The 26,652-nt window shown below is 67.5% G+C and carries 24 protein-coding genes; 10 read left to right on the top strand and 14 right to left on the bottom strand.

From position 1 onward, the window contains the following. Positions 1–32: 32 nt before the first annotated feature. Positions 33–464 carry an alternative ribosome rescue aminoacyl-tRNA hydrolase ArfB gene (gene arfB / locus AC3IR9_RS00950; protein WP_489293439.1) on the bottom strand — a complete coding sequence of 144 codons (432 nt, stop codon included), beginning with the start codon at positions 462–464 and terminating at the stop codon, positions 33–35. Between the two features lie 138 nt (positions 465–602). Between arfB and AC3IR9_RS00945 the strand changes: the two genes are divergently transcribed. Then, the gene (locus tag AC3IR9_RS00945; RefSeq protein WP_489293438.1) at positions 603–1,142 is read left to right on the top strand and encodes a DUF2059 domain-containing protein; all 540 of its coding nucleotides are present in this window, start codon (positions 603–605) and stop codon (positions 1,140–1,142) included. 104 nt (positions 1,143–1,246) lie between these two features. Here the strand turns inward: AC3IR9_RS00945 and AC3IR9_RS00940 are convergent, their stop codons facing one another. The 3 genes from AC3IR9_RS00940 to AC3IR9_RS00930 form a co-directional block, all read right to left on the bottom strand. Continuing rightward, on the bottom strand, positions 1,247–2,029 hold the full coding sequence (locus tag AC3IR9_RS00940; RefSeq protein ID WP_489293437.1) for a pseudouridine synthase: 783 nt from the start codon (positions 2,027–2,029) through the stop codon (positions 1,247–1,249). Positions 2,030–2,122: 93 nt separating this feature from the next. After that, a complete protein-coding gene (gene ubiB / locus AC3IR9_RS00935; protein WP_489293436.1) occupies positions 2,123–3,781 on the bottom strand; it encodes a ubiquinone biosynthesis regulatory protein kinase UbiB in 1,659 nt (552 codons plus the stop codon). Continuing rightward, positions 3,778–4,419, bottom strand: coding sequence for a ubiquinone biosynthesis accessory factor UbiJ (locus AC3IR9_RS00930; protein ID WP_489293434.1), 642 nt, complete (start codon positions 4,417–4,419; stop codon positions 3,778–3,780). Before AC3IR9_RS00930 ends, ubiB begins: the two co-directional genes overlap by 4 nt. 372 nt (positions 4,420–4,791) lie before the next feature. Here AC3IR9_RS00930 and ddlA point away from each other — a divergent pair, with 372 nt between their 5' ends. Beyond that, positions 4,792–5,898: a D-alanine--D-alanine ligase gene (ddlA, locus tag AC3IR9_RS00925; RefSeq protein ID WP_489293433.1), complete on the top strand. Its 1,107-nt coding sequence runs from the start codon at positions 4,792–4,794 to the stop codon at positions 5,896–5,898. 100 nt (positions 5,899–5,998) lie between these two features. Here the strand turns inward: ddlA and AC3IR9_RS00920 are convergent, their stop codons facing one another. From AC3IR9_RS00920 to oleC, 3 genes are all read right to left on the bottom strand, one after another. After that, positions 5,999–6,154, bottom strand: coding sequence for a DUF1328 domain-containing protein (locus AC3IR9_RS00920; protein ID WP_481476846.1), 156 nt, complete (start codon positions 6,152–6,154; stop codon positions 5,999–6,001). Positions 6,155–6,215: 61 nt separating this feature from the next. Then, positions 6,216–7,226 carry a 2-alkyl-3-oxoalkanoate reductase gene (gene oleD, locus AC3IR9_RS00915; RefSeq protein ID WP_489293431.1) on the bottom strand — a complete coding sequence of 337 codons (1,011 nt, stop codon included), beginning with the start codon at positions 7,224–7,226 and terminating at the stop codon, positions 6,216–6,218. Further along, complete coding sequence (gene oleC, locus AC3IR9_RS00910) at positions 7,223–8,878, bottom strand: olefin beta-lactone synthetase (RefSeq protein ID WP_489293429.1); 1,656 nt, start codon at positions 8,876–8,878, stop codon at positions 7,223–7,225. The genes oleD and oleC overlap by 4 nt, the downstream gene beginning before the upstream one ends. 101 nt (positions 8,879–8,979) lie before the next feature. Between oleC and AC3IR9_RS00905 the strand changes: the two genes are divergently transcribed. Further along, positions 8,980–9,405 carry a YkgJ family cysteine cluster protein gene (locus AC3IR9_RS00905; protein ID WP_489293428.1) on the top strand — a complete coding sequence of 142 codons (426 nt, stop codon included), beginning with the start codon at positions 8,980–8,982 and terminating at the stop codon, positions 9,403–9,405. 78 nt (positions 9,406–9,483) lie between these two features. Here AC3IR9_RS00905 and AC3IR9_RS00900 read toward each other — a convergent pair whose 3' ends face one another. From AC3IR9_RS00900 to AC3IR9_RS00880, 5 genes are all read right to left on the bottom strand, one after another. Next, positions 9,484–10,371, bottom strand: a complete 888-nt coding sequence (locus tag AC3IR9_RS00900) for an alpha/beta fold hydrolase (protein WP_489293427.1) — start codon at positions 10,369–10,371, stop codon at positions 9,484–9,486. A gap of 81 nt (positions 10,372–10,452) precedes the next feature. After that, the gene (gene fic / locus AC3IR9_RS00895; RefSeq protein WP_489293425.1) at positions 10,453–11,565 is read right to left on the bottom strand and encodes a protein adenylyltransferase Fic; all 1,113 of its coding nucleotides are present in this window, start codon (positions 11,563–11,565) and stop codon (positions 10,453–10,455) included. Positions 11,566–11,720: 155 nt separating this feature from the next. After that, a complete protein-coding gene (locus AC3IR9_RS00890) occupies positions 11,721–12,737 on the bottom strand; it encodes a 3-oxoacyl-ACP synthase III (RefSeq protein WP_489293423.1) in 1,017 nt (338 codons plus the stop codon). Between the two features lie 113 nt (positions 12,738–12,850). Next, positions 12,851–13,168 (bottom strand): DUF4156 domain-containing protein, encoded by a 318-nt coding sequence (locus tag AC3IR9_RS00885; RefSeq protein WP_489293422.1) that lies wholly within the window; start codon positions 13,166–13,168, stop codon positions 12,851–12,853. 130 nt (positions 13,169–13,298) lie between these two features. Beyond that, a complete protein-coding gene (locus AC3IR9_RS00880; RefSeq protein WP_489293420.1) occupies positions 13,299–16,160 on the bottom strand; it encodes a M16 family metallopeptidase in 2,862 nt (953 codons plus the stop codon). A gap of 363 nt (positions 16,161–16,523) precedes the next feature. Here AC3IR9_RS00880 and AC3IR9_RS00875 point away from each other — a divergent pair, with 363 nt between their 5' ends. Both AC3IR9_RS00875 and trmL read left to right on the top strand, forming a co-directional pair. Continuing rightward, a complete protein-coding gene (locus AC3IR9_RS00875; RefSeq protein ID WP_489293419.1) occupies positions 16,524–17,006 on the top strand; it encodes an XAC0231 family protein in 483 nt (160 codons plus the stop codon). 40 nt (positions 17,007–17,046) lie between these two features. Further along, positions 17,047–17,523, top strand: coding sequence for a tRNA (uridine(34)/cytosine(34)/5-carboxymethylaminomethyluridine(34)-2'-O)-methyltransferase TrmL (gene trmL, locus AC3IR9_RS00870; protein ID WP_489293417.1), 477 nt, complete (start codon positions 17,047–17,049; stop codon positions 17,521–17,523). Between the two features lie 88 nt (positions 17,524–17,611). Here the strand turns inward: trmL and AC3IR9_RS00865 are convergent, their stop codons facing one another. Next, entirely contained in the window at positions 17,612–18,775 is a 1,164-nt protein-coding gene (locus tag AC3IR9_RS00865) for an acyl-CoA dehydrogenase family protein (RefSeq protein WP_489293416.1), read from the bottom strand. Between the two features lie 118 nt (positions 18,776–18,893). Here AC3IR9_RS00865 and AC3IR9_RS00860 point away from each other — a divergent pair, with 118 nt between their 5' ends. The 3 genes from AC3IR9_RS00860 (at position 18,894) to AC3IR9_RS00850 (ending at position 21,683) form a co-directional block, all read left to right on the top strand. Further along, positions 18,894–19,394 (top strand): GNAT family N-acetyltransferase, encoded by a 501-nt coding sequence (locus AC3IR9_RS00860; RefSeq protein WP_489293414.1) that lies wholly within the window; start codon positions 18,894–18,896, stop codon positions 19,392–19,394. Between the two features lie 215 nt (positions 19,395–19,609). Continuing rightward, positions 19,610–21,286 carry an electron transfer flavoprotein-ubiquinone oxidoreductase gene (locus AC3IR9_RS00855; RefSeq protein WP_489293412.1) on the top strand — a complete coding sequence of 559 codons (1,677 nt, stop codon included), beginning with the start codon at positions 19,610–19,612 and terminating at the stop codon, positions 21,284–21,286. A gap of 19 nt (positions 21,287–21,305) precedes the next feature. Continuing rightward, positions 21,306–21,683, top strand: a complete 378-nt coding sequence (locus AC3IR9_RS00850; protein WP_489293410.1) for a c-type cytochrome — start codon at positions 21,306–21,308, stop codon at positions 21,681–21,683. Positions 21,684–21,699: 16 nt separating this feature from the next. On the opposite strand, the gene AC3IR9_RS00845 is transcribed toward AC3IR9_RS00850, so the two are convergent. Next, a complete protein-coding gene (locus AC3IR9_RS00845) occupies positions 21,700–25,302 on the bottom strand; it encodes an ATP-binding protein (RefSeq protein ID WP_489293408.1) in 3,603 nt (1,200 codons plus the stop codon). 78 nt (positions 25,303–25,380) lie between these two features. Here AC3IR9_RS00845 and AC3IR9_RS00840 point away from each other — a divergent pair, with 78 nt between their 5' ends. Further along, a complete protein-coding gene (locus tag AC3IR9_RS00840; protein WP_489293406.1) occupies positions 25,381–26,019 on the top strand; it encodes a response regulator in 639 nt (212 codons plus the stop codon). A gap of 156 nt (positions 26,020–26,175) precedes the next feature. Continuing rightward, positions 26,176–26,595: a glycine zipper 2TM domain-containing protein gene (locus AC3IR9_RS00835; protein ID WP_489293404.1), complete on the top strand. Its 420-nt coding sequence runs from the start codon at positions 26,176–26,178 to the stop codon at positions 26,593–26,595. Positions 26,596–26,652 lie beyond the last annotated feature (57 nt).

The following is a 26,652-nucleotide window of genomic DNA, read 5'->3' as shown; positions in this document are numbered from 1 at the left end:
GTGGCAGCAGCGGACTTCGGTTGTTCAAGCAATCACTCCCAATTGCGTGTGGTGCGCCCGCGCTTGATCTGCGCGCGGCCCTTTTTTTCATCCAGACGGCGCAGCTTGGACCCGTACGACGGCTTGGTGGCCACGCGCGGCTTGGGCACGCTGAGCCCGGCCTGGATGAAGGTGGCCAGGCGATCGCGGGCATCTTCGCGGTTGCGGTCCTGGGTACGGAAACGCTGGGCGTCGATGACCAGCACGCCTTCGCCGGTCATGCGCCGGTCGCGCCGGGCCAGCAGGCGCGAACGCAGCGGCTCGGGCAATGACGGCGAGCCGGCCACGTCGAACCGCAGTTCGACCGCGGTGGAGACCTTGTTGACGTTCTGGCCACCGGCGCCGCTGGCGCGCACGAACCGCTCGACGATCTCCGTATCCGGAATCGTCAGGTGCGCGCTGATGGTGACTGGCCCGTTGCCCATGGGCGGCATTGTAAGGGAGGACCGCCGGCTGGGTGACTGCAACGTGCCCCGATGACGCCGATAACGTCCGCAAAATACAGCCTGATGACACCATCGCGGGTATTCTGGGGCTTCCATGCAACGCAGGATGCTCCGCACATGCTTTCGATCCGCCCACAGGCCCGACGTGGCCTGACCCGATTTGTCCTGGGCCTGGCGCTGGGCCTGGCCGTGATCGCGCCGGCGCTGGCCGCGCCGCCGTCCGATGCCGACATCAACCGCCTGTTGGCCGCCTCGCGCGCGCAGACCATGTTGGACAGCATGCTGCCGCAGATCGAAGCGATGCAGGCCCAGCAGTTCCAGCAGGTGGCCCAGCAGCGGCAGCTCGATCCGCAACAGCAGGAACAGATGAAGCGGATGGAAGCACGCACCACGCAGACCATCCGCCAGGCGTTGTCGTGGCAGCAGCTGCGGCCGATGTACGTGGATCTCTACAAGAAGAGCTTCAGCAAGGAGGACGTGCTGGCGATGGCCGAGTTCTACGAGAGCTCGGCCGGGCAGAGCCTGCTGGACAAGACCCCGGCGCTGATGCAGAACGTGATGGTGGCCATCCAGGAAAAGATGCAGCCACTGTTTGTGGACCTGCAGAAGGACCTGGAAGCGATCATGAACGAGGCGCCGGCACCGGCCGCGAAGTAACCCGGTAACGCCCCCCGTAGAGCCGACCGTTGGTCGGCTGCACACACCGGCGCCGGGGGAAGAGCAGCCGACCAACGGTCGGCTCTACGGGGTCCGGTGTGCGGTCAGGCCACATCCCAGCCGAACAGATCCATCGCCTTGGCGAACTCACCCTCCACCGGGGCGCTGACATCCATCGGCGTGCCATCGGGATGCGGGAAGCGCAGGCGTTCGGCGTGCAGCAGCATGCGGTGGATCCCCTGCATGCGGAAGCTGCGGTTGTGGCGGCCGTCACCGTGGCTGGTGTCGCCGATCAGGTGATGCGACAGGTGCTTGAGGTGGCGGCGGATCTGGCGGAAGCGGCCGGTCTGCGGTTGGCAGCGCAGCAGCGCGTAGCGGGAGGTTTCAAACTCGCCCACCGGTACGGCGATCTCGCCCACGGCCACGCGCTGGAAATGGGTGATGGCCTGCTTCTTGACCGGCTTGCCCGGGCCACCGTCCAGGTCATGGTCGACGGTGAAGGTTGCTTCGGCAGGCCAGCCGCGGCAGATCGCCAGGTAGTCCTTGCTGACATCGCCGCCCATCAGCGACTTGCCGAGCACGCTGGCGCTCTCGCGGTCGAAGGCCAGCAGCAGGCACCCGCTGGTGGCACGGTCGAGCCGGTGCACCAGGAAGATCGGCTTGCCGAGCTGGTCGCGCAGGCGGTCGGCGAGGAAGTCGTCTTCGCCGCGTGCGAGCTTGCTGTCGTGGACCATCAGCCCGGCAGGCTTGTTGACCACGGCCAGGCGGTCATCCAGGTGCAGCAGCTGCAGGGGGGCGGGCGCGCGGAGGGTGTCCGGCGCAGCAGCGGTATCGGTATCGGTGTCGTTCACCGATCGATTATCCCTGCCGGGCGCTGGCAGCGCCATCGGTGCCGATTCAGGCGTTGCGCACCGCGATCCGTTCGCTGTTGCTGTCAGCACAACCGCGCCAGCGCGTCCTTGAGTGCCTGCAGCGTGATGTCAGCGCCGCCACCAGGCACTGGCCAGCGAGAACAGACCGGCTGCGCCACTCACCCAGCTCCACACCGGGGCATCGCCGAAGTACCAACCGCCCGGCTGCATGCCATACAGCACCGCCGCGACGATCAACAAGCCTACGCCGGCAATGGCGGCAACGGCCCGTTTCTGCAGTTTCAGCAGGTTGGTATTGAGCGCCACCAGGTCGGCCGAACGCATCGACAGTTCGTGCCCGCCCTCCACCTGTTGGCGCAGCCAGGCATGCACCAGGCGCGGCATGTCCGGGGTGTGGGTCATGATTTCCGGCAGGCGCTTGCGCAGCTCCTTCAGCACCCGGCGCGGGCTGTAGCGTTCGCGCAGGATGCGTTCCAGCACCGGCCGCGCCACCGCCCAGATATCCAGTTCCGGGTCGAGCTGGCGGCCCACGCCTTCGATGTTGAGCAGGGTCTTCTGCAGCAGGATCAGCTGCGGCTGCAGCGTCAGCTCGTAGCGCTGGGCGACGCGGAACAGCTTGATCAGCACTTCGGCCAGCGAGATCTGCGACAGCGGGCGGGTGAAGTACGGCTCGCACACCGAGCGTGCGGCCGCTTCCAGCTCATCGATGCGCACGTTGTTGGGCATCCAGCCGGCTTCGACATGGAGCTCGGCCATGCGCCGGTAGTCCTTGTTGAAGATGGCCATGAAGTTCTCGGCGAGGTAGTACTGATCTTCCTCGGAGAGCTGGCCCATGATGCCGAAATCCAGCGCGATGAAACGCGGGTTGTCGCGGCGCGCCGGGTCGATGTCGACCCAGATGTTGCCGGCGTGCGCATCGGCATGGAAGAAGTTGTCGCGGAACACCTGCGTGTAGAACACGCGCACGCCCTTGGCGGCCAGCGCCTTGCGGTCGATGCCGGCCTTGTCCAGTGCGGCGATGTCGTCCGACGGAATACCCCACACCCGTTCCAGGGTGAGTGCGCGCTCGGCGGTATGGCTCCAGATCACTTCGGGCACGTACAGGTCGTCCGAATCGATCCAGTTGCGGCGCAGTACGCTGGCGTTGGCGCCTTCGCGCTGCAGGTCCAGTTCGGCGGCGAGGGTGTTTTCCACTTCGGCCACGACTTCGCGCGGGCGGATCTTGTCGGCACGCGGATGGGTGCGTTCGACCAGCGCGGCGGCGGATTTGAGCAGGGCGATGTCGGCGTCGATCTGCTTTTCGATATCCGGGCGCAGCACCTTGACCACCACCTGGCGGCCATCGGCCAGGGTGGCCGCGTGCACCTGGGCGATCGAGGCGGAGGCCAGCGGCTGCAGGTCGAAGCTGGCGAACGCTTCGCTGACCGGGCGGCCCAGTGCCTGTTCGACGATGCGCTGGGCGGCGGCGCCGTCGAAGGGCTTGACCCGGTCCTGCAGCAGGGTGAGTTCGTTGGCGATGTCGGCCGGGATCAGGTCGCGGCGGGTGGACAGGATCTGCCCGAACTTGACGAAGATTGGGCCGAGGTCCTGCAGCGCCAGGCGCAGCCGGGCGCCGCGCGACTGTGCGGCGATATCGGCCGAGGCGCGCGGGACGAACGGCTTGGCCAGGCGCAGCCAACGCTCCACCACGGTGCCTTCGAGCAGATCATCCAGGCGGTAACGCAGGATCACCCGGCCGATGCGGCTGGCGCGGAACATCGCCTTCATGCGCGCACCTGGCGCAGCCGCTGCACGCGCACGGCGATGCGTTCGACGTCATCGCGGATCACGTCCACGTCGTCATGGAAAGCGTCCAGTTCTGCTCGCGGTACCACGTCGCGGGACTCCTCGGTGACATATTCGGCGGCGCTGTGCGCCAGGTCGGACGCGCCACGGCGGGCGTGCTGCAGGGCCTTGCGCAGGCTGTTGGCGACCTGTACCCCGAGGATCTCGCCGAACACGCGCACGAACGGTTGCTGCCAGTCCGGGTCGAAACGGCTGGCGAGCTGTTGCAGGCGGCGGGCCAGTTCGGCATCGCCAGATACGTTGACCCGCCCGGCTGGGGCGTCGCCGCCACGGCGTGCATTGGCCAGCAACGGCAGCTGCGCCAACACCCCGGCCAGGGTGCTGCGCACTGCCAGGTCCGGCGGCTGCTGCGGGTCGACCGGGCCAACGGTCAGGCGTTGGCCATCGACGCCGATGCGCATCGCCAGCGCGGGCGACTCCAGGGTGAGCGCGATATGGCGGCCATCCAGCGCGGCCAGCGCACTGCGGGTGTCCGGGTCCAGCGCCAGGGCACGGTTGAGCGCCAGTTGCAGCGCATTGCCGGCCAGCGGCTTGAGTGAAGGGAAGAGGGAGCGAGCCATCGCTGCATTCTACCGTGCCCCCTTGAACGACGGGCGTCCGCAGGCTGGGCGACCGCGGCCTGCATGGGGTCTTCGCTTGGCTTCAGCGCGAGCGTCCGGGCCGCTTGGCGGCCGGCAGGCCCTTGTGCAAATGTCCCCCGGCCGCCGCCTGCGGCGACGGCCTCCTCCTTTATTTTGCCAAGGGCCTGCCGGCCGCCAAGGGGCTCGGCTTGCGGTGCGGGTAGGTCACCACCGTTGGTGGTGACGCATATCTCAGCCACCCTTGCAGCGCGCGTTGTGCTTTTCCGACAGAGGGGAGAAGAACCTTTTTTGCCACGCACCGCGTGCAGGTCCATCCTTGCGGTTCCAGAACACGCAGGAGCGGCAGCAGGCATGGGCAAGACGCGGGTAGGCATCATCTTTGGTGGCCGTTCGGCCGAGCACGAGGTCTCGTTGCAGTCGGCGAAGAACATCGTCGATGCCTTGGACAAGGAACGCTTCGACGTCACCCTGATCGGCATCGACAAGCAGGGCCAGTGGCATGTCAGCGACCCGCAGGGGTTCCTGCTGCATGCCGACGACCCGGCCCGGATCGCGCTGCATCGCTCGGGCCATGCGGTGGCGGTGCTGCCCGGGCTGGAGCGCCAGCAGCTGGTGCCGACCACGCCCAGCGCGGTGCTGGAACAGATCGATGTGGTGTTTCCGATCGTGCACGGCACGCTGGGCGAAGATGGCTCGCTGCAGGGCCTGCTGCGCATGGCCAACCTGCCGTTCGTCGGTGCCGGCGTGCTGGGCTCGGCAGTGGCGATGGACAAGGACGTGGCCAAGCGCCTGTTGCGCGATGCGGGGCTGGCAGTGGCGCCGTTCGCCTGCTTCAACCGCATCAGCGCGGCTCAGGCCGATTACCCCGCGCTGGTCGCGCAGCTGGGCTCGCCCCTGTTCGTCAAGCCGGCCAACCAGGGCTCGTCGGTCGGCGTGAGCAAGGTGCGCAATGCGCAGGAATTCCAGCAGGCATTGGCACTGGCCTTGTCCTACGACCACAAGGCGCTGGTGGAAACGGCCATCGCCGGCCGTGAAATCGAGTGCGCCGTGCTCGGCAACGAGCACCCCGAAGCCAGCGTGTGCGGCGAGGTGGTGGTGCATGACGAGTTCTACTCGTACGACACCAAGTACATCAGCGAACATGGCGCGGACGTGGTGGTACCGGCCGATATCAGCGAGGCCGACCAGCAGCGCATCCGCCAGATCGCCGTGCGCGCCTACCAGGCGCTGGACTGCGCCGGGTTGGCGCGGGTGGATGTGTTCCTGTCGCCCGAGGGCGAGGTGGTCATCAACGAGATCAACACCCTGCCCGGCTTCACCCGGATCAGCATGTATCCCAAGCTGTGGGCGGCCAGCGGGCTGGGCTACACCGCGCTGATCACCCGGCTGCTGGAGCTGGCCCTGCAGCGGCACCAGCACGAGCGCGAGCTGCGCAGTTCCATCACCCCGGTGGCCTGACACGACGACGGCCTGACACTCGCCGGAGCATCAGGCCGTCGGTGGGCCGTGTCGGTCATCCCACGCCGCAAGAGAGCTAGCCCGGGCTGACCTGCGGCCTCTACCCGCGCTTGCGGAACATCGACACCACCGCCAGGATCAGGAAGACCACGAACAGGATCCACGCAACGTTGCTGGCGGCGCCGGCGATGCCGGAGAAGCCGAGCACCGCCGCGATGATGGCGATGACAAAGAAAATGACGGCGTAATGCAGCATGTCGATCCTCGGGTGATGCGTGCCGGATTGGCGTGCTGCCATGGTCACCAAAGCGCGGTGTTCAGGAAGTGATGGCTGCCTGTGGATGCGATGAAGACTTCAGTCTCGTGAGCCCTTCGTCAATGCTTACCTGCGGCACGTAACCGAAGTCGCGGCGTGCCGGTTCCATGCTGTACCAGTGCGGCGTGCACAGCTGCTCGGCCAGGAAACGCGTCATCGGCGGCTCGCCGCGCAGGCGCAGCAGCGGCCATAGGCGCTCGGCCACCGCGCCGATGCGGTAGGCGGTCTTGAAGCTGATCGATTTCTCCACGCCCGGTGCGCCCACCGCCGCCAACAGCTTGTTGAGCAGCTCGCGCATCGGCAGCGGTTCGCCGTTGGAGATGAAGTAGGCCTTGCCCGCGCAGGCGGCGCCGGGCGCGAGGTGGTCGAAGGCCAGGAAGTGTGCAAGCGCGGCGTTGTCGATGTAGGTGGTGTCCACCAGGTTGGTGCCGTCGCCGACGATGCGCAGCCGTCCGGCGCGCGCGCGCTCGGCCAGGCGCGGCACCAGTTGCTGGTCGCCCGGGCCCCAGATCAGGCGCGGGCGCAACGCCACCGTGGCCAGCTGCGCATCGTTGGCGGCCAGCACGCGCTGCTCGGCGAGGGTCTTGGTCGCCGCATACGGCGCCTGGAAGTCTTCGCCATAGGGCACTTCGTCCGCGCCCAGGCCTTCCACCGGGTGGGTGGCGCGATGGGTCACGCTGGGCGTGGAGGTGTACACCAGCTTGCCCACGCCATGTTCGCGACACCCGGCGATGACATTGTCGGTGCCCACCACGTTGGCCTGGTGGTAGCTGTCATAGCTGCCCCAGGCACCGGCCTTGGCACCGTTGTGGAACACCGCATCGACCCCGGCCACCGCGTGCCGCACGGCATCGGCATCGGCCAGGTCGCCGCGGATCTGGCCCACGCCCAGCGCGGCCAGTGGCGGATAGTGGCCACGGTTGAAGCTGAGCACCTGGTGGCCACGTTCGACCAGGCCGCGGCACAGCGCCTGCCCGAGAAAGCCACCACCACCGGTCACCAGGATCTTCATGTGCGTTGTTCCACTTGGGTTGCCGCCCAGACCGCCAGCTTTTCGCGGCCGATCTTGGCGTTGTGGCGGATATCCACCGGGAAACCGGCATGCACCAGGAAGCGCTCGATGCGTGCGGTGTGCGGATGCGCAGCGGCTTCGGCGCGCAGACGCCCGCGCAGCGCGGCGGTGTCGGCCACGCCAGGCCGCAGTTCCACGCATAGCACCGGCTGCTGCTGGCCCTGCGCACCGACGCCGACCAGCGCGGTCCGCGCGATCCCGTCCAGCGCATTGAACACCGGCTCCACCTGTTCGGTGTACAGCGGACCGTGCACGGTGTGCAGGCGCTGGGTCTTGCGCCCGCAGAACCACAACCGGCCCTGCGCATCGAAGTAGCCGACATCGCCCATCCGATGCACCACGCGCGTGCTGCCGTCGGCCAATGTTTCGCCGATCTTGGCCGCGGCGGTGGCCTGCGGGCGGTTGAAATAGCTGTCGGTGGCAGTCGGCCCGGCCACGGTGATTTCGCCGACCTCGCCGTCGGCCACCTCGCGCACCTGCGACCAGTCCGGCAGCGGCGCGTCGTCGATGGCGATGATGCGCACCTGGTTGGGCGCGACCACACGGCCGACGCAGGTGCCGGCGCCCTGTTCGGTGGCCTGGCGGGTGCTCTCCAGTTCGCGGCCTTCGATCACCGCCACCGGCAGGCATTCGGTGGCGCCATACGGCGTCCAGAATTCGGCATCGGCCGGCAGCAGCCGGCGGATCCGCGCGACCACGTCTGGCGGCACCGGCGCGCCGGCCGAGGTGACCCGGCGCACGCCGGTCAGCGGCTGGCCGTGGTCGGCCAGCACCCGCATCAGCGCCGGCGAGCCGAACAACTGGGTGATGCCGAAGCGGCTGATGGCGTCGTGCAGCTTGCGCGGGTCAGCCTGGGCCGGGCGGGTCGGGTCCATGTCCGGGATCACCGAGGTCAGCCCCAGCGCCGGGTCGAACAGCGCAAACGGGGGGAAGGTGGGCAGGTCGACGCCGCCCGGCTCCATGCCGAACGCCGAACGCAGCAGGTCGACCTGGCCGACGAAGTGACGGTGCCGGTAGACCACGCCCTTGGGCACCCCGGTGGAGCCGCTGGTGAACAGGATCGCCGCCACGTCTTCGCCATCGGTGGCCGCCATTGGCTGCGGCGCACGCGCGCCATCGGCCTCGATCCGGGCCAGGGTGCTGCCACCCCAGCCCCAGCGGCGGCCCACCGTGACCAGCGTCTTCGCGCCCGGGCACCAGCGCAGCAGCAACCGCGCCACGTGGGCCAGGCCGATGCCGATGAAGGCCTGCGGCTGTGCCTCGTCCAGGCACTGCTTCAGCGCGCGCTTGTCGATACCGGGGTCGACCAGTACCGGCACGGCGCCGTTCTTGAACAGGGCGAACATCAGCAGGAAGAAGGCCGGCGAGGGCCGCACCATCACCACCGCGCGCACCCCACGGCCAATGCCGTGCGCGGCCAGGCCGGCGGCCATCGCATCGCTGCGCGCGTTGAGGGTGCGGTAATCCAGGGTGACATCGTAGGCGGCCATGCCGCCGGGGCCGGGCTTGCCCGGGCAGCGGATGGCGATCTGGTCGGGGCGTTCACGGGCCAGCTCGGGCAGGCGGGCGGCAATGTTGGCGGGGCTGTTCATCGGTTCATTGTCGCCGCTGCAGAAAAATCTTGCGCGCCGGCCACGGTCATGGAAAATCGCGCGCTTCCTCCCTGCTTGCTGCCGCCCAAGGCCGGCGCCCCATGCCCCATCCCTGCCTCACCTGCGGCGCCTGCTGCACCCAGTTCCGTGTGGCGTTCCATTGGATGGAATCGGACGAGACCACCCCCGGCGGCGTGCCGCACGAATTGACCCAGGTGCTGGACCCGCACCGGCTGTGCATGCGCGGCACCGTGTCCAAGCCGGTGTACTGCGTGGCCCTGGATGCGGAAATCGGGGTGTATTCACGCTGCAGCATCCACCCCAACCGCCCCAGCGTGTGCCGCGAGGTGGACGCCTCGTGGGAATACGGCAAGGCCAGCGCGCAGTGCGACAAGGCGCGCGCGGCCCATGGCATGCCGGCACTGACCCTGGCCGACTGGCGGTGGCGGGACGAGGCGGGCAATGACGATGATCATCCCGATGACAACGGCAGTTCGCCGGCGCCACCGGCCCCGATCGCGGCGTGACGGAGAGCGTGACGACCAACGGTCGTCACCTACCCTGATCGCCACCCGGTAGGTGACGACCGTTGGTCGTCACGCCGTTCAGATCGGGTTGGCGTCCAGGAACGCCCGGATCTTCGGTACCAGCACCTCGTGCTTGTCTTCCAGCACGTAATGCCCGGCATCCTCGAAGGCGTGCACCTGCGCCTGCGGCAGCGCCGCCTGGAAGCCTTCCAGGAAGTGGTGGTCGAACACGAAGTCGCGCAGGCCCCAGCCGATGAAGGCCGGGCGGTCGGCGAAAGACGGCAGGATCTGCCCGGAACGCTCCAGCAGCGACCAGGCCTTGTCGGCCGGGCTCAGCGGAATGTCCTGCATGAAGCGGATGGTGCTGATGCGGTTGGCGTAGCTGTTGTATGGCGACACGTAGGCGCGACGCACGTCGGCCGGCATCCTGCGTTCCACGCCCAGCCATGAGGCGCCGGACGAGAACGCATTGAAGCTGCGGATGATCCACTCGCCGATCTTCCAGTGCCGGCCCAGCCCGATCTGCCACGGCATCTTCTTGGCGGCCGGCATCGGGAACGCCGCGGTGTTGAGCACCACCAGGCGCTTGACCTGGTCATGGTGCGACAGCGCCCAACCAAAGCCGATCATGCCGCCCCAGTCGTGCACGGCCAGGGTCACCGGGCCGGTGATGCCCAGGTGCGCCAGCAGCGCGTCGAGGTCATCCACGCGCGACTGCAGGGTGTAGTCGTAGTGCGCGTCATCGGGTTTGTCCGACAGGCCCATGCCGATATGGTCGGGCACGATGCAGCGATATTTGTCCGACAGCCCGTCCACCAGCGTGCGCCAGTAATAGCTCCAGGACGGGTTGCCGTGGACCATCACCACCACCTCGCCGTCGCGCGGACCTTCGTCGAGGTAATTCATCGACAGGCCGGGGCGGACGTCGAACTTCTTTGGACTAGCGGGATAACCGGGAAGATTCATTGAAACCGTAACCTGTTGATGCTGAAGGCATCATCGCCTTGTAGATTTTCACCAGGCCCGCGCCTCGGCACGAGCCCACGTTCAACGCTCCTGCGGCAGTACATACCGCACAGGTGCATGATCATTGTCGGATAGAAGCCGCAGGTAGGCCGGGTGCAGAAACAGCTTTTCCTTGCCCATGCGCTGCTCTTCGAGCATGCCGATATCGACCAGTTCACGCAGGTAACGCGCGGCGGTTTCCCGCTTGGCGATCCCCGCGTCGACAACGTTCTGGATACGGCAGTACGGCTGACTGAAGAGGACATCGATCAGTTCGCGACTATAAGTCTTCGGCCGATGCTGGCGGACCCACTCACAGGCCTGTTCGTGAAGGTGGCGGATCGCATCGATCTTGGCACTGGTCCAGCGCGCGGTGTCGGCGACGGCATCCAGCATGTACGCCACCCACGGCGCCCAGGCACCCTCGCAGGTGACCGCAAGCAGCAGCCGATAGTATTCGGCCTTGCGCTCGATGATGTAGCGCGACAGATAGAGCACGGGGCGATCCAGCAGGTCCTGCTCGACCAGCATCAACAGGTTGAGGACGCGTCCGGTACGGCCATTGCCATCGGTGAACGGATGGATGGCTTCAAACTGGTAGTGCGCTACTGCCATGCGGATCAACGGATCGATGTCGCCATGGTCATGGATGAAGCGCTCCCAGTTGGCCAGTTTCTCGCGCAGCAGGGGTTCACCGGCAGGCGGGGTGTAGATCACCGCGCCGGTGTGCTGGTTCGCCAATGCCGTGCCTGGGACGCGCCGCACCTGCATGTCCGCGTTCTTGATGCGGCTGCAGACGACTTCAGCGGTCCGGGTCGACAGCGGGCGCTCGGCGAGCGATTGAAACCCCTCCTGAAGCGCACTGCGATAGCGCAGTGCTTCGCGCGTGGCCGGGGCAGCCGCGTCCTGGTGGTCGGCAAAACGGAACAGCTCGTCCGCCGTGGTGACGATATTCTCGATTTCCGAGCTTGCCTGGGCTTCCAGCAGCGGAATGGTGTTGATCAATACCGCCGGGTTGGGCAGATGTTCGGTGGCGCGACGCAGGGACGCCAACGCTTTGTGGGCCTCGATGCAGGCCTTGAGCATCTCCCGGGTCTCAAGCTCGGCAGCGGGAGGCAGCAACGGCAGATCGTTGTAGGGACGCTGAAGATCCACGCGGACGCCTCATGTCGATGGAATCGACATGATGTCGACTACATGTCTAAAATTACACAAAATTCGAACATGAATGGGGCAGTGGTTCGATTATTCGCACGTGCCCTGGCAGCCCGGTGGGTCGACCCATGTGGTCGGGTCGACCCGGGACGTGTTTACCAGACCACTTCGGCCATCGAGCAGTTCAGGCCCGAGCCGATGCCCAGCAGCGCGATGCGGTCGCCTTTCTTCAGCTTGCCCAGCTGCTTGAGCTTGCTCAGCACGATCGGCACCGAGGCCGGGCCGATGTTGCCGTGCTCGCCGAAGATGGTCATGACCTTCTTCGGATCGATGCCGAAGTTCTTGATGAACGCGGCAGTGTGCGGCTGGCTGACCTGGTGGATGACGAACTGGTCCAGCTCGTCCACCGCCCAGCCCAGCGCTTCGCGCGCGGCGATGAAGGTCTTCTGCGCCAGCTTGATGCCTTCGATCAGCAGCATGCGGGTGTCGGTGACCATGCGGTCCAGGTTGCCGCGACACAGCTGGTTCCACTCGGTGGCCGAGCGGGTCACGCCACCGCGGTAACGCGGCGCGTCGGGCACCAGCTCGGTGCGCGCCATCACCATCGCAGCGGCGCCGCAGCCCAGGGTCAGGGCGGCCATCTCGTTGCGGAAGTCCTCGGCGGTCACGCCCGGCAAGGCCATGCGCTCAAGGGTCTTCTCGTAGACCAGGTTGGCGGTTTCGCCATCGACGATCAGCGCGTAGTCGATTTCACCACGCTCGAGCATGCGCGCGGCGATGTCCATGCCATTGATGAAGGCAAGACAGGCGTTGGCAACGTCGAAGTTCATGCACTCATCGCCCACGCCCAGGTTGCCCGAGACGATGCTGGCCGTGGACGGTTCCAGGTAGTCGCGGCTGACCGAGGTGTTGACCAGCAGGCCGATCTTGTCGGCGCCGATGCCTGCGTCTTCCAACGCCTTGCGGGCCGCCAGGGTGGCCGCGTCGGAGGCGAGCATGTCCGCGTCCCACAGGCGGCGGGCATGGATGCCGGCGATGTCACCGAGCACGTCGGTGCGGATGCCCAGGCGATCCAGCGTCGGCTGCAGACGCTCGTTGATTTCCTTGGACGTCAGCGTGTGCGGCGCGTCGATGTGCGCCAGGCCGGCGATAGAGACATTCTTGAAGAGCATCAGTTAGCGCCAAGGCTCAGGCAAAGGGGGCGTTATTGTAAGCCGGCGCCGCCTTCACCGCACCTTTACGAATTCAGGTTCGGGCGTATGGTCCGGCGGGCCTGCTGAAGGGTTCAGCGGGGCGGGCACTGGAAGGCCAGGAAGCGCTGGCTGCCGTCGGCCGGCTGCCCGGACGCCTGGACCGCATTGGCCCCGGCGCTGGGGGCTTCATTGCGGGCCAGGGTTTCCAGTTCTTCCTGCACCCGCAACGGGTTGCGGTTGTAGAAGGCCACCTTGCTCTTGACCGTCACCACCACCTCGCCCTTGGCCTGGCAACCGCTGGGCACCTGCCCGGCCGGCAGCACGCGCACGGTCTTGCCCGACGGTTCGATCGGCACCCAGGTGCAGGCGGTGACGCTGAGGGTGAGCAGGGAAAGCAGGAGAACGCGCATGTGGGAAACCTGGCTGGGCGACGAGAAAGGAGTGTGCGGGAAACGGCTGAATCGGGGGTGATGGGGTGCCGGGTGGTGGCCCGGCACCCTGCTTCGGCAGGTCCTTGAGGTTGCCGGCCAGCGGCCGGCACTACCGGGTGGCGGGGGCCGGGGCCACTTCCTTGCCGTCGGCGTCGATGACGTGGACCTCGCCGATGTTCAGCGCGCGCACTTCCTTCTCGGTCTGCTTGAGATCGCCGACCACCACCCAGGTGAGGGTGTTGGGGTCGAGCGTGGTCGCGGCCTGCTGCACCTGGGCCGGGGTCATCGCCTCGATCTCGGCCTTGCGCTTGAACACATAGTCGTCCGGGCGCTGGTAACGCACGATGCCGCTGATGGTGCCCAGCACCGCGCTGGCGGTTTCGTACGCGCCGGGCAGGCTCAGGGTCTGGATGTTGCGGATCCGCGCCACTTCATCGGCGGTCACCGGGCGGGCACCGCTGGCAAACTCGGCGATGTCCTTCTGCATCTCCTTCATCGACTCGGCGGTCTTGTCGATCTGCACCGGTGCGCGCGCGCCCCACGGGCGCTGGCCCAAGGTGTTGGCGGCACTGCTGCCGGCGCCGTAGGACCAGTGCTTCTGCTCGCGCAGGTTCATGTTCAGGCGCGAGGTGAAGTCGCCGCCGAGCACGCCGTTGGCGATATCAAAGCGCGTGGCGGCCGGGTCCATCGCCGAGGGCACCAGCTGGCTGGCAAACAGGTTGGCCTGCACCGCACCGGGCTGGTCGATCAGGAACACGCGGGCGTGGGACGGGCGCGGCACATCGACCGGGGCCTTCAGTGTCGGCGCGGCGCCGTCGCTCTTCCAGCCACTGAGCTGGCGCTCCAGCAGCGGCACGATTTCCTTCAGGGTGGTATCGCCCACCACGATCAGGGTGGCCTGTTCGGGGCGCAGCGCATCGCGGTGGAAATCGACCAGGTCGGCGCGGGTCAGCGACTGGATGTCCGCTTCGTTGCCGCTGCCGGTGAACGGAATCGCATACGGGTGGCCCGCGCCGTACAGCAGGGTCGGCATCACCCGCATCGCCGCGGCGCTCGGGTTGACCTTCTCCTGCTGGATGCCGGCGATCCAGGTCGCCTTGACCCGGTCGATCTCGCCCTGCTCGAAGCGCGGCTGGCGCAGCATGTCGGCATACAGGGCCAGCGACGGGGCCAGGTTTTCCTTCAGTGCGGACAGGTAGACGCTGGCGCTGTCCAGCGAGGCCGACGCGCCCAGGCTGGCGCCCAACGCATCGGCGGCATCGGCGAAGGGCAGTGCGCCGAGCTTGCCGGCGCCTTCGCCCATCAGTTCCATGGTGAAGTTGGCGGTGCCCTGCTTGCGGCCCTGGTCGGCGGTGAAGCCCCCCGGGAATTCATAGCTGAACTGCACCACCGGAATGTCGTGGCGCTCGGCCAGGATCACCTGGGTGCCGTTCTTCAACGTGGCGCGGTGCAGCTGCGGGAACTTCAGTTCGGGGAAGGTTCTGGTCTGCGGTACGCCGCTGCTGCGGTCGACCTGCTTGGGCAGGGTGCTGAAGGCCGGGTCCACCGCGGGCACGTTGAACGGCTTGGGCAATTGCGACGGCAGTTCGGCCAGGGCCACGCGCGCGCCCGGTTCGACCACGATGGTGTGGTCGCCCACGCCCAGCCACTTGCCGCCCACGGCGCGCACGTCGGCCGCGCTGGCCGCATCGATGTTGGCCAGCGACCGGCGGAAACAGCCCGGGTCGCCTTCGTACACGGCGCATTCGGCCAGCGCGTCGGCCTTGCCGCCGAAACCGCCGATGCGTTCGATGCCGCGGATGAAGCCGGCGCGGAAGGCGGTCTTGCCGCGGCTCAGTTCGTCGGCGGTCGGGCCGTCCTTGACCAGGCGCTGGATCTCTTCATCGATGATCGCCTCTACCTTGGCCGGGTCCACGCCCTGCTTGACGCTGGCCATCACCACGAAGTTGGAGCCCAGCTGCGAGCTGTAAGCGCCGGCACTGATGTTGTCCACCAGCTTGTCCTGGTGCAGCAGGCGCTGGTCCAGGCGCGAGGACTTGGCCCCGCCCAGCACCTGGGCGAACAACTGCAGCTGGTCGATGTCGGTGGTACCGACCTGGGCCACGTTCCAGGCGCGGTAGATGCGCGCCTGCGGCACCTTGTCGGTCATCACCTCACGCGTGCTTTTTTCGCGCTTGGCCACGTCCACCGTGGGCTGGGCCATGCTCGGGCCGGCCGGGATGTCGCCGAAGTAACGGGCGACCTTGTCCTTGGCGGTGGCCAGGTCGATGTCGCCGGCCAGCACCAGGACTGCATTGTTGGGGCCGTACCAGGTGCGGAACCAGGTCTTGACGTCATCCAGCGACGCCGCGTTGAGGTCATTCATCGAGCCGATCACGCTGTGGTGATACGGGTGGCCTTCCGGGTACATGGCGCGGGTCAGCTTTTCCCAGACCTGGCCATAGGGCTGGTTTTCGCCCTGGCGCTTCTCGTTCTGGACCACGCCGCGCTGCTCGTCCAGGGCGGCCTGGTCGATCGCGCCCAGCAGGTGGCCCATGCGGTCGGACTCCATCCACAGCGCCATGTCCAGCGCGGTGGTCGGCACGTTCTCGAAGTAATTGGTGCGGTCGGTATTGGTGGTGCCGTTCTGGCCGGTGACGCCGACCTGCTTGAACGGTTCGAAATACTCGCCGCTGTGGTTTTCGCTGCCCTGGAACATCAGATGCTCGAACAGGTGCGCAAAACCGGTCCGACCGGCCGGCTCGTCCTTGCTGCCCACGTGGTACCAGACGTTGACCGCGACGATCGGCGCCTTGCGGTCGGTATGCACGATCACGCGCAGGCCGTTGGGAAGGGTGAACTGCTCGAACGGAATGTCGACCTTGGCCGGCGCGGCCGGCTTGGCCAGCACCGGCGACGGCACCAGGCTGCCCAATGCGGCAGAAAGCGCTACAGCCAGCAGCGCAGCACGCGGACGAAGTTTGGCGGTCATTCCGATTCCTTGGTCATGAAGATGAAGGCCGATGCTAGCGCGTGGTGGCCGGCAAGGGCATCGGCCAACAGTCATTGCATGCCGCCGCCCGTCCCGCCCGGGTCGCAACGGACCGCCGCGCCGGCCAAACGGACAGGTGTCCGGACAGCGGACACCCTGAAACCGGAATTCAACCCTTTTAAATCAACAACTTGAAGTTGGCACGAAGCCTGCTTGGTACTGGGGGAGGCAAGACGGCGAGCAGAGCAAAACTGACTGATCGCTGAACAGATGCAAGAAAACTGAAATTCTTCTTGCAAGCCCCGGATCGGTGTACTACCTTACTACCACACCACTGCCCACCAACACTAAATAGGCCCAGCCATGAACACCAAGACCCTCGCCATCGCCATCGCCCTCGCCGCCGGCACCGCGTTTGCTTCCAACGTGCAGGCCGCCTCCTCCATCGTCAACCTGGATGCCGTGCAGGTGCGCCCGTCGGCCGACCAGATCGCCCAGGCCAACGTCGAGCGCAACAGCAGCATCCCGACCCTGGCCGTCGTGGAAGTCCGTCCGGGTGCCGGCCTGATCGCCGACTACCGCATGGAACTGGCCAACAGCCGCCGCGTCACCACCCTGGCCGCCGTTGAAGTGCGCCCGACCGCCGATCAGTACCAGGCCCTGGCCGCCGAGCAGGCCAATGATCGCGGCTATGTCGCCAGCTTCACCGCCGCAGCCACCGCCGTTGCCAGCGCGGCCGCCCATGAAGTGATCATCAACCTGCCCACCCTGCAGGTGCGCCCGTCGCCGTCGGACCTGCAGGCCCTGGCCCTGGAAACCGCCGCATCGGTGCTGGTCCGTCGGTAAGCCGCTGCGATCGGTCGCAGCGGCGGCGTAAACTGCCGCGATGACCGCACCCACGTTCCACGTCATCCTGTTCCAACCCGAAATCCCGCCGAACACCGGCAATGTGATCCGCCTCTGCGCCAACACCGGCGCGCGGCTGCACCTGATCGAGCCGCTCGGTTTCGACCTGAGCGACAAGCAGCTCAAGCGCGCCGGCCTGGACTATCACGAATACGCACGCCTGCAGGTTCATCCAGACCTGGATACCGCCCTGCAGGCCATTGCACCTACGCGTCTGTTCGCCCTGAGTACCCGCGGCAGCGTGCGCTACGACACCCCGCAGTTCGACGATGGCGATGCCTTCCTGTTCGGCCCGGAAACCCGCGGCCTGCCGCAGGACCTGCTCGATGCCCTGCCCGATGGCCGCCGCCTGCGCCTGCCGATGCAGCCGGATAACCGCAGCCTCAATCTGTCCAACACCGTAGCGGTGGTGATGTACGAGGCCTGGCGACAGCACGGGTTCGCCGGCGGCGGGTGAGCGCGCGTGCCGACCAACGGTCGACACCTACGTCCGTAGAGCGCGGTAGAGCCGACCGTTGGTCGGCTGCTTCAATGGGCCGGCTGGGTCAGAACGCGTTGATGCCGGTCAGCTCACGCCCGATCACCAGCTGGTGCACGGTCTCGGTGCCTTCATAGGTAATCACCGATTCCAGGTTCAACGCATGCCGGATGGCCATGTGTTCGGTGGTGATGCCGGCGCCGCCAAGCAGGTCGCGGCATTCGCGGGCGATGTCGATGGCCATGCGGCAGTTGTTCCACTTGGCCAGGCTCACCTGCTGCGGCTGCAGCTGCCCGGCATCCTTCAGCCGGCCCAGCTGCAATGCCAGCAACTGCGCGGTGGTGATCCGCCGCGCCATGTCGGCCAGCTTGATCTGCGCGCTCTGCGTGGCCGCCACCGGCCGCCCGAACAGCACCCGCTGCTTGGTGTAGTTCAAGGCCTCGTCCAGGCAGGCGACCGCCGCCCCGATCGGGCCCCAGCTGATCCCGTAACGGGCCTGGTTGAGGCACCCCAGCGGACCTTTCAGGCCCTGCACGTTGGGCAGGCGGTTGCGCTCGGGCACGCGCACGTTGTCGAAGAACAACGCGCCGGTCAGCGACGCGCGCAGGCTCATCTTGCGCTTGATCTCCTGCGTGCTGAAACCAGGCATGCCCTTCTCCAGCACGAAACCCTGGATGCCGTCTTCGGTGTGCGCCCAGACAATGGCGATGTCGGCGACCGGGCCGCTGGTGATCCACATCTTGCTGCCGTTGACGACCCAATCGCTACCGTCGCGGACCGCACGCGTCTTCATCGCCGCCGGGTCCGAGCCACCATGGGCCTCGGTCAGGCCGAAGCAGCCGATCACCTTGCCGGCGGCCATGTCCGGCAACCAGCGCAGGCGCTGCTCTTCGGTGCCGTAGGCGAAGATCGGGTACATGCACAGCGAGCTCTGCACCGACACGAAGCTGCGCAGGCCGGAGTCGCCACGCTCCAGCTCCTGGCAGATCAAGCCGTAGCTGACCGCGTTCAGGCCACCACCGCCGTACTGCTCGGGCAGGCTGCAGCCCAGCAGGCCAAGGCTGGCGATCTCGCCGATCAACTCGTCCGGGAAACGGCCCTGGTCGAACGCATCGCCGATGATCGGCAGCACGCGCTCATCGGTGAAGCGCGCCACCGAGGCCTGCACGGCGAGTTCCTCCTCGCTGAGCAGCGAACGGACATCAAACAGATCGTACGGATTCAGAGACATGGCTACCCGGGGCTGATGGCAAGCGAACAGGCGCCCATTGTGGTGGTTGCGCCGCCGCCGGCCAAGGCATGCCGCAGCACGACCTACACTGGCATTCCCCACCGTACCGGAACCGGCCATGCAGATCCGCGCCGAACGCCCCGACGATCACGCCGCCATCCACGCCCTTACCCGCGAAGCCTTCGCCACGATGGCGTACAGCAGCCACAGCGAACAGTTCATCGTCGATGCCCTGCGTGCCGCCGGTGCGTTGCCGGTGTCGCTGGTGGCCGAAGACCAGCACGGCCTGGTCGGCCACGTGGCGCTGTCGCCGGTCACGCTCAGCGATGGCAGCCCGCACTGGTACGGGCTTGGGCCGGTGTCGGTGGCCCCGGCGCAACAGCGCCGTGGCATCGGCAGTGCGCTGATCCATGCGGCGATCCAAGCGCTGCAGCAGCGCCAGGCCGCCGGCTGCGTGGTGCTGGGCGATCCGGGCTACTACGCGCGCTTCGGCTTCGTGGCCGATGCACGGCTGCGGCTGCCGGGCATGCCGCCGGCGTACTTCCAGGCGCGCCACCTGCTGGGCGACAGCCCGGACGCCGAGGTGCGCTACCACGATGCGTTCGATGCCACCGGCTGACCGCTGCGGCCATACGCGGCAACCGTGCCGACCAATTGACGCACCGCAGCAAAACTCATGTAGCGCTCGCGTCGGCATCGCCGATCTAGGCGTAAACGCCGCGTCCCGTTACCCTGCTGCTCTGATCCAGCCGCTGCGCCGTGTGTTCCGCGCGCGATTCCCAGGCAACCGCTGTCGGCCCGGCCAGCAGCACTACCCAAGAGTTACGCACCACCATGAGCGAAGAAACCACCGCCCTGCCCCCGCGTGAAGCCATGGAATTTGACGTGGTGATCGTCGGCGCCGGCCCCGCCGGCCTTGCCACGGCGATCCGGCTGCGCCAGCGCGCCATCGAGGCCGGCCGCGAACTGTCGGTGTGTGTGCTGGAGAAGGGCTCCGAGCCCGGCGCGCACATCCTGTCCGGCGCGATCATGGACCCGCGCGCGCTGACCGAGCTGTTCCCCGACTGGGCCGAGCGCGGCGCACCATTGAAGCAGCAGGTCACCCGCGACGAGTTCCTGTTCCTCAGCGAGACCGGCGCGCGCGGCACGCCGCATGCGCTGCTGCCGGAGTGCTTCCACAACGCGGGCAACTACATCGTCAGCCTGGGCGAGGTCACCCGCTGGCTGGCCCAGCAGGCCGAAGCACTGGAAGTATCGATCTTCCCGGGCTTCCCGGCCGCCGAAGTGCTGTACGACGACGCCGGTGCGGTGATCGGCGTGGCCACCGGCGACATGGGCATCGAAAAGAACGGCAAGCCAGGCCCGGCGTTTGAACGCGGCATGGCGCTGCACGCCAAATACACCATTTTCGCCGAAGGCTCGCGCGGCCACCTCGGCCGCCAGCTGATCGCACGCTTCCAGCTGGACGCCGGCAAGGACCCCCAGGCCTACGGCATCGGCATCAAGGAACTGTGGCAGATCGACCCGGCCAAGCATGAGCCGGGCCTGGTGGTGCACGCCGCCGGCTGGCCGCTGGACACCAACACCTATGGCGGTGCGTTCCTGTACCACGCCGAGGGCGGCAAGGTTTCGATCGGCTACGTGGTGGGGCTGGATTACAAGAATCCGTGGCTGAGCCCCTTCGAGGAATTCCAGCGTTTCAAAACCCATCCGTCGATCCGCACGCACCTGGAAGGCGGCAAGCGGATCGGCTACGGCGCCCGCGCGATCACCGCCGGCGGCCTGATGTCGTTGCCCACCACGGTGTTCCCCGGTGGCGCGCTGGTCGGCTGCGAAGCGGGCTATCTCAACGTCAGCCGCATCAAGGGCAGCCATGCGGCGATCAAGACCGGCATGCTGGCCGCCGATGCCGCCTTCGACGCGCTGCTCGCTGATCGCCAGCACGACGTGCTCAGTGCCTACCCGCAGGCTTTCGAGGCCAGCTGGCTGCATGACGAGCTCAAGCAGTCCAAGAACTTCAAGCAATGGTTCAAGAAGGGCCAGAAGGTGGCCACGCTGATGACCGGCATCGAACAGTGGCTGCTGCCCAAGCTGGGCATCCGCAACCCGCCGTGGACACTGCGCCACAGCACGCCCGACCACGCCTGCCTGGAACCGGCCGACAAACACGCCAGGATCGTCTATCCCAAGCCTGATGGCGTGCTCACCTTCGACCGGCTCAGCTCGGTGTTCCTGAGCAGCACCAACCATGCCGAAGACCAGCCGGGCCACCTGACCCTGAAAGACCCCAGCGTGCCGGTGCGGATCAACCTGGCCGAGTACGCCGGCCCGGAAGCGCGCTACTGCCCGGCCGGGGTGTATGAGTTCGTCGGTGCGCAGGGTGCGGAGCAGCTGCAGATCAACGCGCAGAACTGCGTGCACTGCAAAACCTGCGACATCAAGGACCCCACCCAGAACATCGTCTGGGTGACCCCGCAGGGCGGCGGTGGTCCCAACTACACCGGCATGTGACGGCAGCGGACGGGCAATGATGCGCCTGTGTTGCATCGTACTGGCCAGCCTGGTGCTGGCCGCCTGCACGGGTGCGCCGCAAACCCCCGAGGCGCTGCATCAGCAGCAGCTGCAGCGCGCGTTTGCGATCTGTGCCGGTTGCCATACCGTCAGCCCCGGCGGCGTGCACCGCTTCGGCCCCAACCTGCATGGGGTGATCGGCCGGCGTGCGGGAAGCCTGGGCGACTATCCCTATTCCAATGCGATGCGCCAAGCCGGGATCACCTGGAACGCGCAGACGCTGGACACCTTCCTGCGCTCGCCGACCCGCGCGGTGCCCGGCACGCGGATGAGCAACGCGACCGTCGATCCGGAACGCCGGCGCCAGGTGATCGAGTACCTGCAGCAGGCGCGCTGAAAGCCCACTACGGGCGTCAGCCGGCCTGCAACGACGCCAGGTAATCGCGCAGCGCCTGTTCGAACGCGTCGATGTCCTCGCGGCACGCTGCCAGGCCATCGGCGCCCACCCGCTGCATCAGCGCGTGGGCCTGCCCGGCCAACGCCCCGGCACCGAGCGTACCCAGGCCACCGGCGATGCGATGCAGCACGTCCGTCGCCGTGTCGCTGTCACCCTCGGCGCGCGCGGCCTCGCTGCGGCGAAGATCGTCTTCGGTAGTGCTGCACATGCTCTCGATCATCACCCCGGCCACGTGTTCGGAGCCGAAACGCCGGACGATGGCCGCGCGGGTCGGTGCCGCCACCGGGTGCACCGGCAGCGACGGCACCGCGCGGTCATCGACCCCGGCAGTGCCGCTGCCTGGCAACCAGCGCAGCAGCAGCTGGCGCAGCGTGGCCAGTGCCACCGGCTTGGCCAACAGGTCGTCCATGCCCGCCTCGCGGCAGCGTTGCCGGTCTTCGGCCAGCGCACTGGCGGTCAGGGCGATCACCGGCATGCGCGGCAGGCCGTGTTCGCGTTCGCGGTCACGCAGCCGCCGGGTCATCGCGTAACCATCCAGCACCGGCATGCGGCAATCGGTGAGCACCAGGTCGAACGCGGTGTGCTCCAGCAGGTCCAGCGCGGCTTGTCCGTGCATGACCACCTCGTGGGACAGCCCCAGCTGCTGCAGGCGCCAGCGCATCAACGCCTGGTTGGTGGGATGGTCTTCCACCACCAGCACCCGGCGCGCCTGCAGGGCCGGCGGCAGCGCCGTCAGCCCCGCGCCGTCGGTGGGCAGCATCTCCTCCGCTTCGCCGGCCGGAACCACCGGCAACGGCAGCTGCACGATCACCTCGGTGCCTTCGCCGGGCGTGCTGTGCAGCTCCAGGCGCCCTCCCATCAACGCCACCAGGCGCTGGCAGATGCTCAGTCCCAACCCGGTGCCGCCGTACTGCCGGCTGGTGGCGATGTCGGCCTGCGCAAATGGCTGGAACAGGCGCTCGCGCTGTTCGTCGGAGATGCCGATACCGGTATCGGCGATGGTCAGGCGCAGATGCTGCGCGCCGTCTTCCTCACCGGCCAGCGCCAGCGCGATGGACACCTGGCCGTGGTCGGTGAACTTGATCGCGTTGCTGAGCAGGTTGAACGCGATCTGGCGCAGGCGCAGGCCATCGCCGAGATGCAGCGGCGCCACCGCCGGGTCGACATCCAACTGCAGCCGCAGGCCCTTGGCCGATGCCTGCGGGGACAACAGCTGCTGGACGTTGTCCAGCAGGCTGCGCAGCGCCACCGGCTGCAGTTCCAGCGGCAATGCGCCGGCCTCGATCCGCGAGTAGTCCAGGATGTCGTCGAGAATCTGCCGCAGCATCTGCGCCGAGTCTTCGATCACCGCGATGATGCGGTGCTGCTCGCCATCCAGCGGGGTGTGGGCCAGCACTTCGACCATGCCCAGCACGCCGCTCATGGGGGTGCGGATCTCGTGGCTCATCGTGGCCAGGAAGTCGGACTTGGCCGCCGCCGCGCGGTCGGCCGCCGCCTTGGCGCTGGCCAGCGCATCGGCCTGGGCCCGGGCCTCGGTGACATCCACCCAGTAGCCGCTCCACAACATTTCGCCCTCATCCACCGCGTAGGGCAGCGCGCGCGAGCGTATCCAGCGTACTTCGCCATGCGGGCAGGTGCGGAACTCCATGTCCAGCGCGGCAAAGTCGCGCGCGGCGAGCGCCAGGGCCTCCCGCACGCGTTCGCGGTCCTGCGCGTCGATCTTCTCGATCACCCGCGATTCGTCGGCAATGGCCTCGGCCGCGCTGATCCCGAACAACGCCTCCATGTCGCCGGCGATATAGGGGAAGGAGAACCGGCCATTGCTGTCGCGGCGGGCCTGGTAGACGGTCGCCGGCAGGTTGTCGGTGACCTCGGCCAGGCGCTGCTCCAGGCGCTGCTCCAGGCGCCGCCGCATCGCCACTTCCCGGCGCAGCCGCCAGTAGCCCCAGCCGTGCACCAGGATCGCGGTGAGCAGCACCAGCGCCAACGGCACCGCCCAGCGGGCGATCAACCGCCAGTCCGGCCCGCTGCGGTATTCGGCGGACAGCCAGTCGCCCCGGATCGCCTCGCGCTCGCGCGGGGTGAGGTTGGCCAGCATCCGGTCGAAGGTGGTCGCCAGCGGTGCGTACTGGCGCTTTACCGCCAGCGACAACCGATCACTGAAGCCGGCCGGCGCGGTGACATGCAGCTGCGCGGGATAACGGTCGCGCACGATCCGGTCGACCATCGCCAGATTGCCGACATAGGCATCGGCATCGCCGTTGGCCAGCCGTTCCAGCGCCTGCTCGATACTGCGGGCCGGGACGATCCGCGCATTCGGGGCCTGCTGCAGGATGTAGCCGCGCAGCCGGTCCGGGTCGGACAGCAGGACGCTGCGCCCGTCCAGGTCATCCAGGCTGAGCACCGAGGGGCTGTCGCTACCCACCACGATCACGTTGGGTACGGTGATGAACGGCTCGCTGAAAACCCAGTCCGCTCCCAGGTAGGTCGAGTCGTTGGGGATGCCCATGATCGCGTCGACATCGCCGCGACGCATCTGCTCACGCACCTCGAACCAGTCATGCGCCGGCACCTGCACCAGCTGCGCACCGACCATGCGCAGCTGGCGCAGGTAGTCGCCGGCCACCCCGCTGGGCCGGTCGGCGGCGTCGACGAATGCCAACGGTGCCGCATTCGGCGCAAAGCCCATGCGCAGCGGTGTCGACAACACGCGCTGCTCGGCCTTGTCCAGGATCAACCGCGACTGGCCCGACCACTGCAGCGGCGTCAGCCACGGCGTGGACAGGGCGTCCCGCTCGGCCCGCGTCAATTGCCCGAGCACGTTGTCCATGGCCTCCACCAAGGGCTGGTTGGCGGTGGGCACGCCGAAGTGCAGGCGCTCCGGTGGCAGGTCGCTGGGCCGCAGCAGGCTGACCGTGCCCAACCCGTGCTGGGCGATCAGCGCGCTGGCCACGTGGGCGTTGCCGATGTACACGTCGGCGGTGTTGCGGCCGACCATGTTCAAGGCGGTCAGGGTATCGGTCGCGGTTACCTGCAGCGCCCCGGGGAAGCGCGCGCGGACCTGCTGGCCGGTGACGAAGTCCTGCTCGGCCACCACGCGCAGCCCGCGCAGGTCCGGATCGGTCGAGGTGCGGGTGTCCTGCGGGCGCCCCACCACCGCCAGGGGCGCATCGAAGTAGGCGCGGGTGTAGACCATGCAGCGCGCGCGGTCGGGGGTCAGGGTGACGTTCATCACCACATCGACGTCGCCCCGGCAGGCGGCGTCGAGCACCTCGCCCCAACTGCGGTACATGCGCACGTCCACCCGTACGCCCAGCCGCCGTGCGAGCAGGCTGAGGTAGTCGTAACCCAGTCCTTGTGGACGGCCGTCACGAACCGACTCGAACGGCGGCCAGCCGCTGTCGTACAGGCCCAGGATGATGGTAGGGTGCCGACCAAGCCACTCGCGCTGCAGCGGTGAAAGCGACGGAGCGGCACCAGCGGCCTGCTCTGCTGCAGCCAGCGGCGGCACGAGGGCCAGGACCATCAGCACCAGCCAGCGGACAACCGGGGTACGCATGCGGTCTTATCTCCGTAGAATGATGTCTCCACCACGGCACGGCCCGCGCGGCGTCCACCTCCGTCAGCATACTAGTCCATGACCCTGCGCATCATCATTGCCGACGACCACCCGGTGGTCCGGATCGGCACCAAGGCGGTGATCGAATCCAGTGGCGTGGGCGTCGTGGTGGCCGAGGCCAGCAGCGCCGACGAACTACTCGACGCACTGGCCACGCACGCGTGCGACATGCTGGTCACCGATTACTCGATGCCCGGCAGCCAGCATGCTGACGGCTTCACCATGATCGGCCTGATCCGCCGCCGCTTCCCGGACCTGCCGGTGCTGATGCTGAGCGTGTCCAACAACCTGGCGATCCTGCGCATGGTGGCCTCCACCGGCGTGCTGGGGCTGGTGGACAAGACCTCCTCGATGGAAGAGCTGCCGGTGGCGATCCAGACGGTGCAACGTGGCCTGCCTTACATCAGCCGCACGTTGAAGGAGCGCATTGACGCAATCGGCACCAACGCCGTCGATGAGACCGGCACCAAACCGCTGTCACCACGCGAAGTGGAAGTGCTGCGCCTGCTCGGCAGCGGCCTGACGGTCAAGCAGATCGCGTTGCAGCTGCACAAGAGCGTGAGCACCATCAGCCGGCAGAAGGGCGATGCCATGCTCAAGCTGGGGCTGAAGGGCGATGCGGAGCTGTTTGACTACCTGCGCGACAGCGAAATCTGAAGCCCGGCCCACGCGGTGCCCGGCGGCGCGCGCATTTTCAGCGTCGCTTCATGCCGATTGCTCTTAGATGAATGCGCGTCCCCGCCCCGCTGGCAAGGCAATGTTCCGGCAATGTCCAGCGGCGAGCGTGGCAAGCATCCGACAGGAGAACCGACCATGTTCAACAGTTCCGCACTCAGCCTTCGTGGCCTGGCCATCGCGCTGGCCCTCACCGCGGGCCTGGCCACCCTTGGCGATGCCAATGCCATGTCCCGGAAGGACAAGCGCACCGTGGTCGGCGCCGTGGTGGGCGGCGTGGCCGGGCACCTGCTCTCCAACGGTGACACCGCAGCCACCGTGGGCGGCGCGGTGGCCGGTGGCGCGATCGGCAACCTGACCACCCGCGACAACCGCGACAACCGCGATCACCGCGATCACCGCTATGACCGTCGTTACGACGACCGCCGCCAGGATCGCCGCTACAGCTACGACCGCGGTTACGACCGTGGCCATGATCGCCGCTACGAGCGCAGCCGCTGGGAACGCGAACAGCGCGACCGCCGCGATTGGGATCGCCGCCACGGGCGCGGGTGGTAAACAGACCACGCTGAACCGGCCGGGGGCGTCAGCGCACACGCGGTACCCTGACGCCCC

The organism is Stenotrophomonas sp. GL_101 (assembly GCF_057835675.1).
The sequence above is the reverse complement of the archived record's forward strand: the minus strand, read 5'-3'. Positions and strand labels throughout refer to the sequence as shown.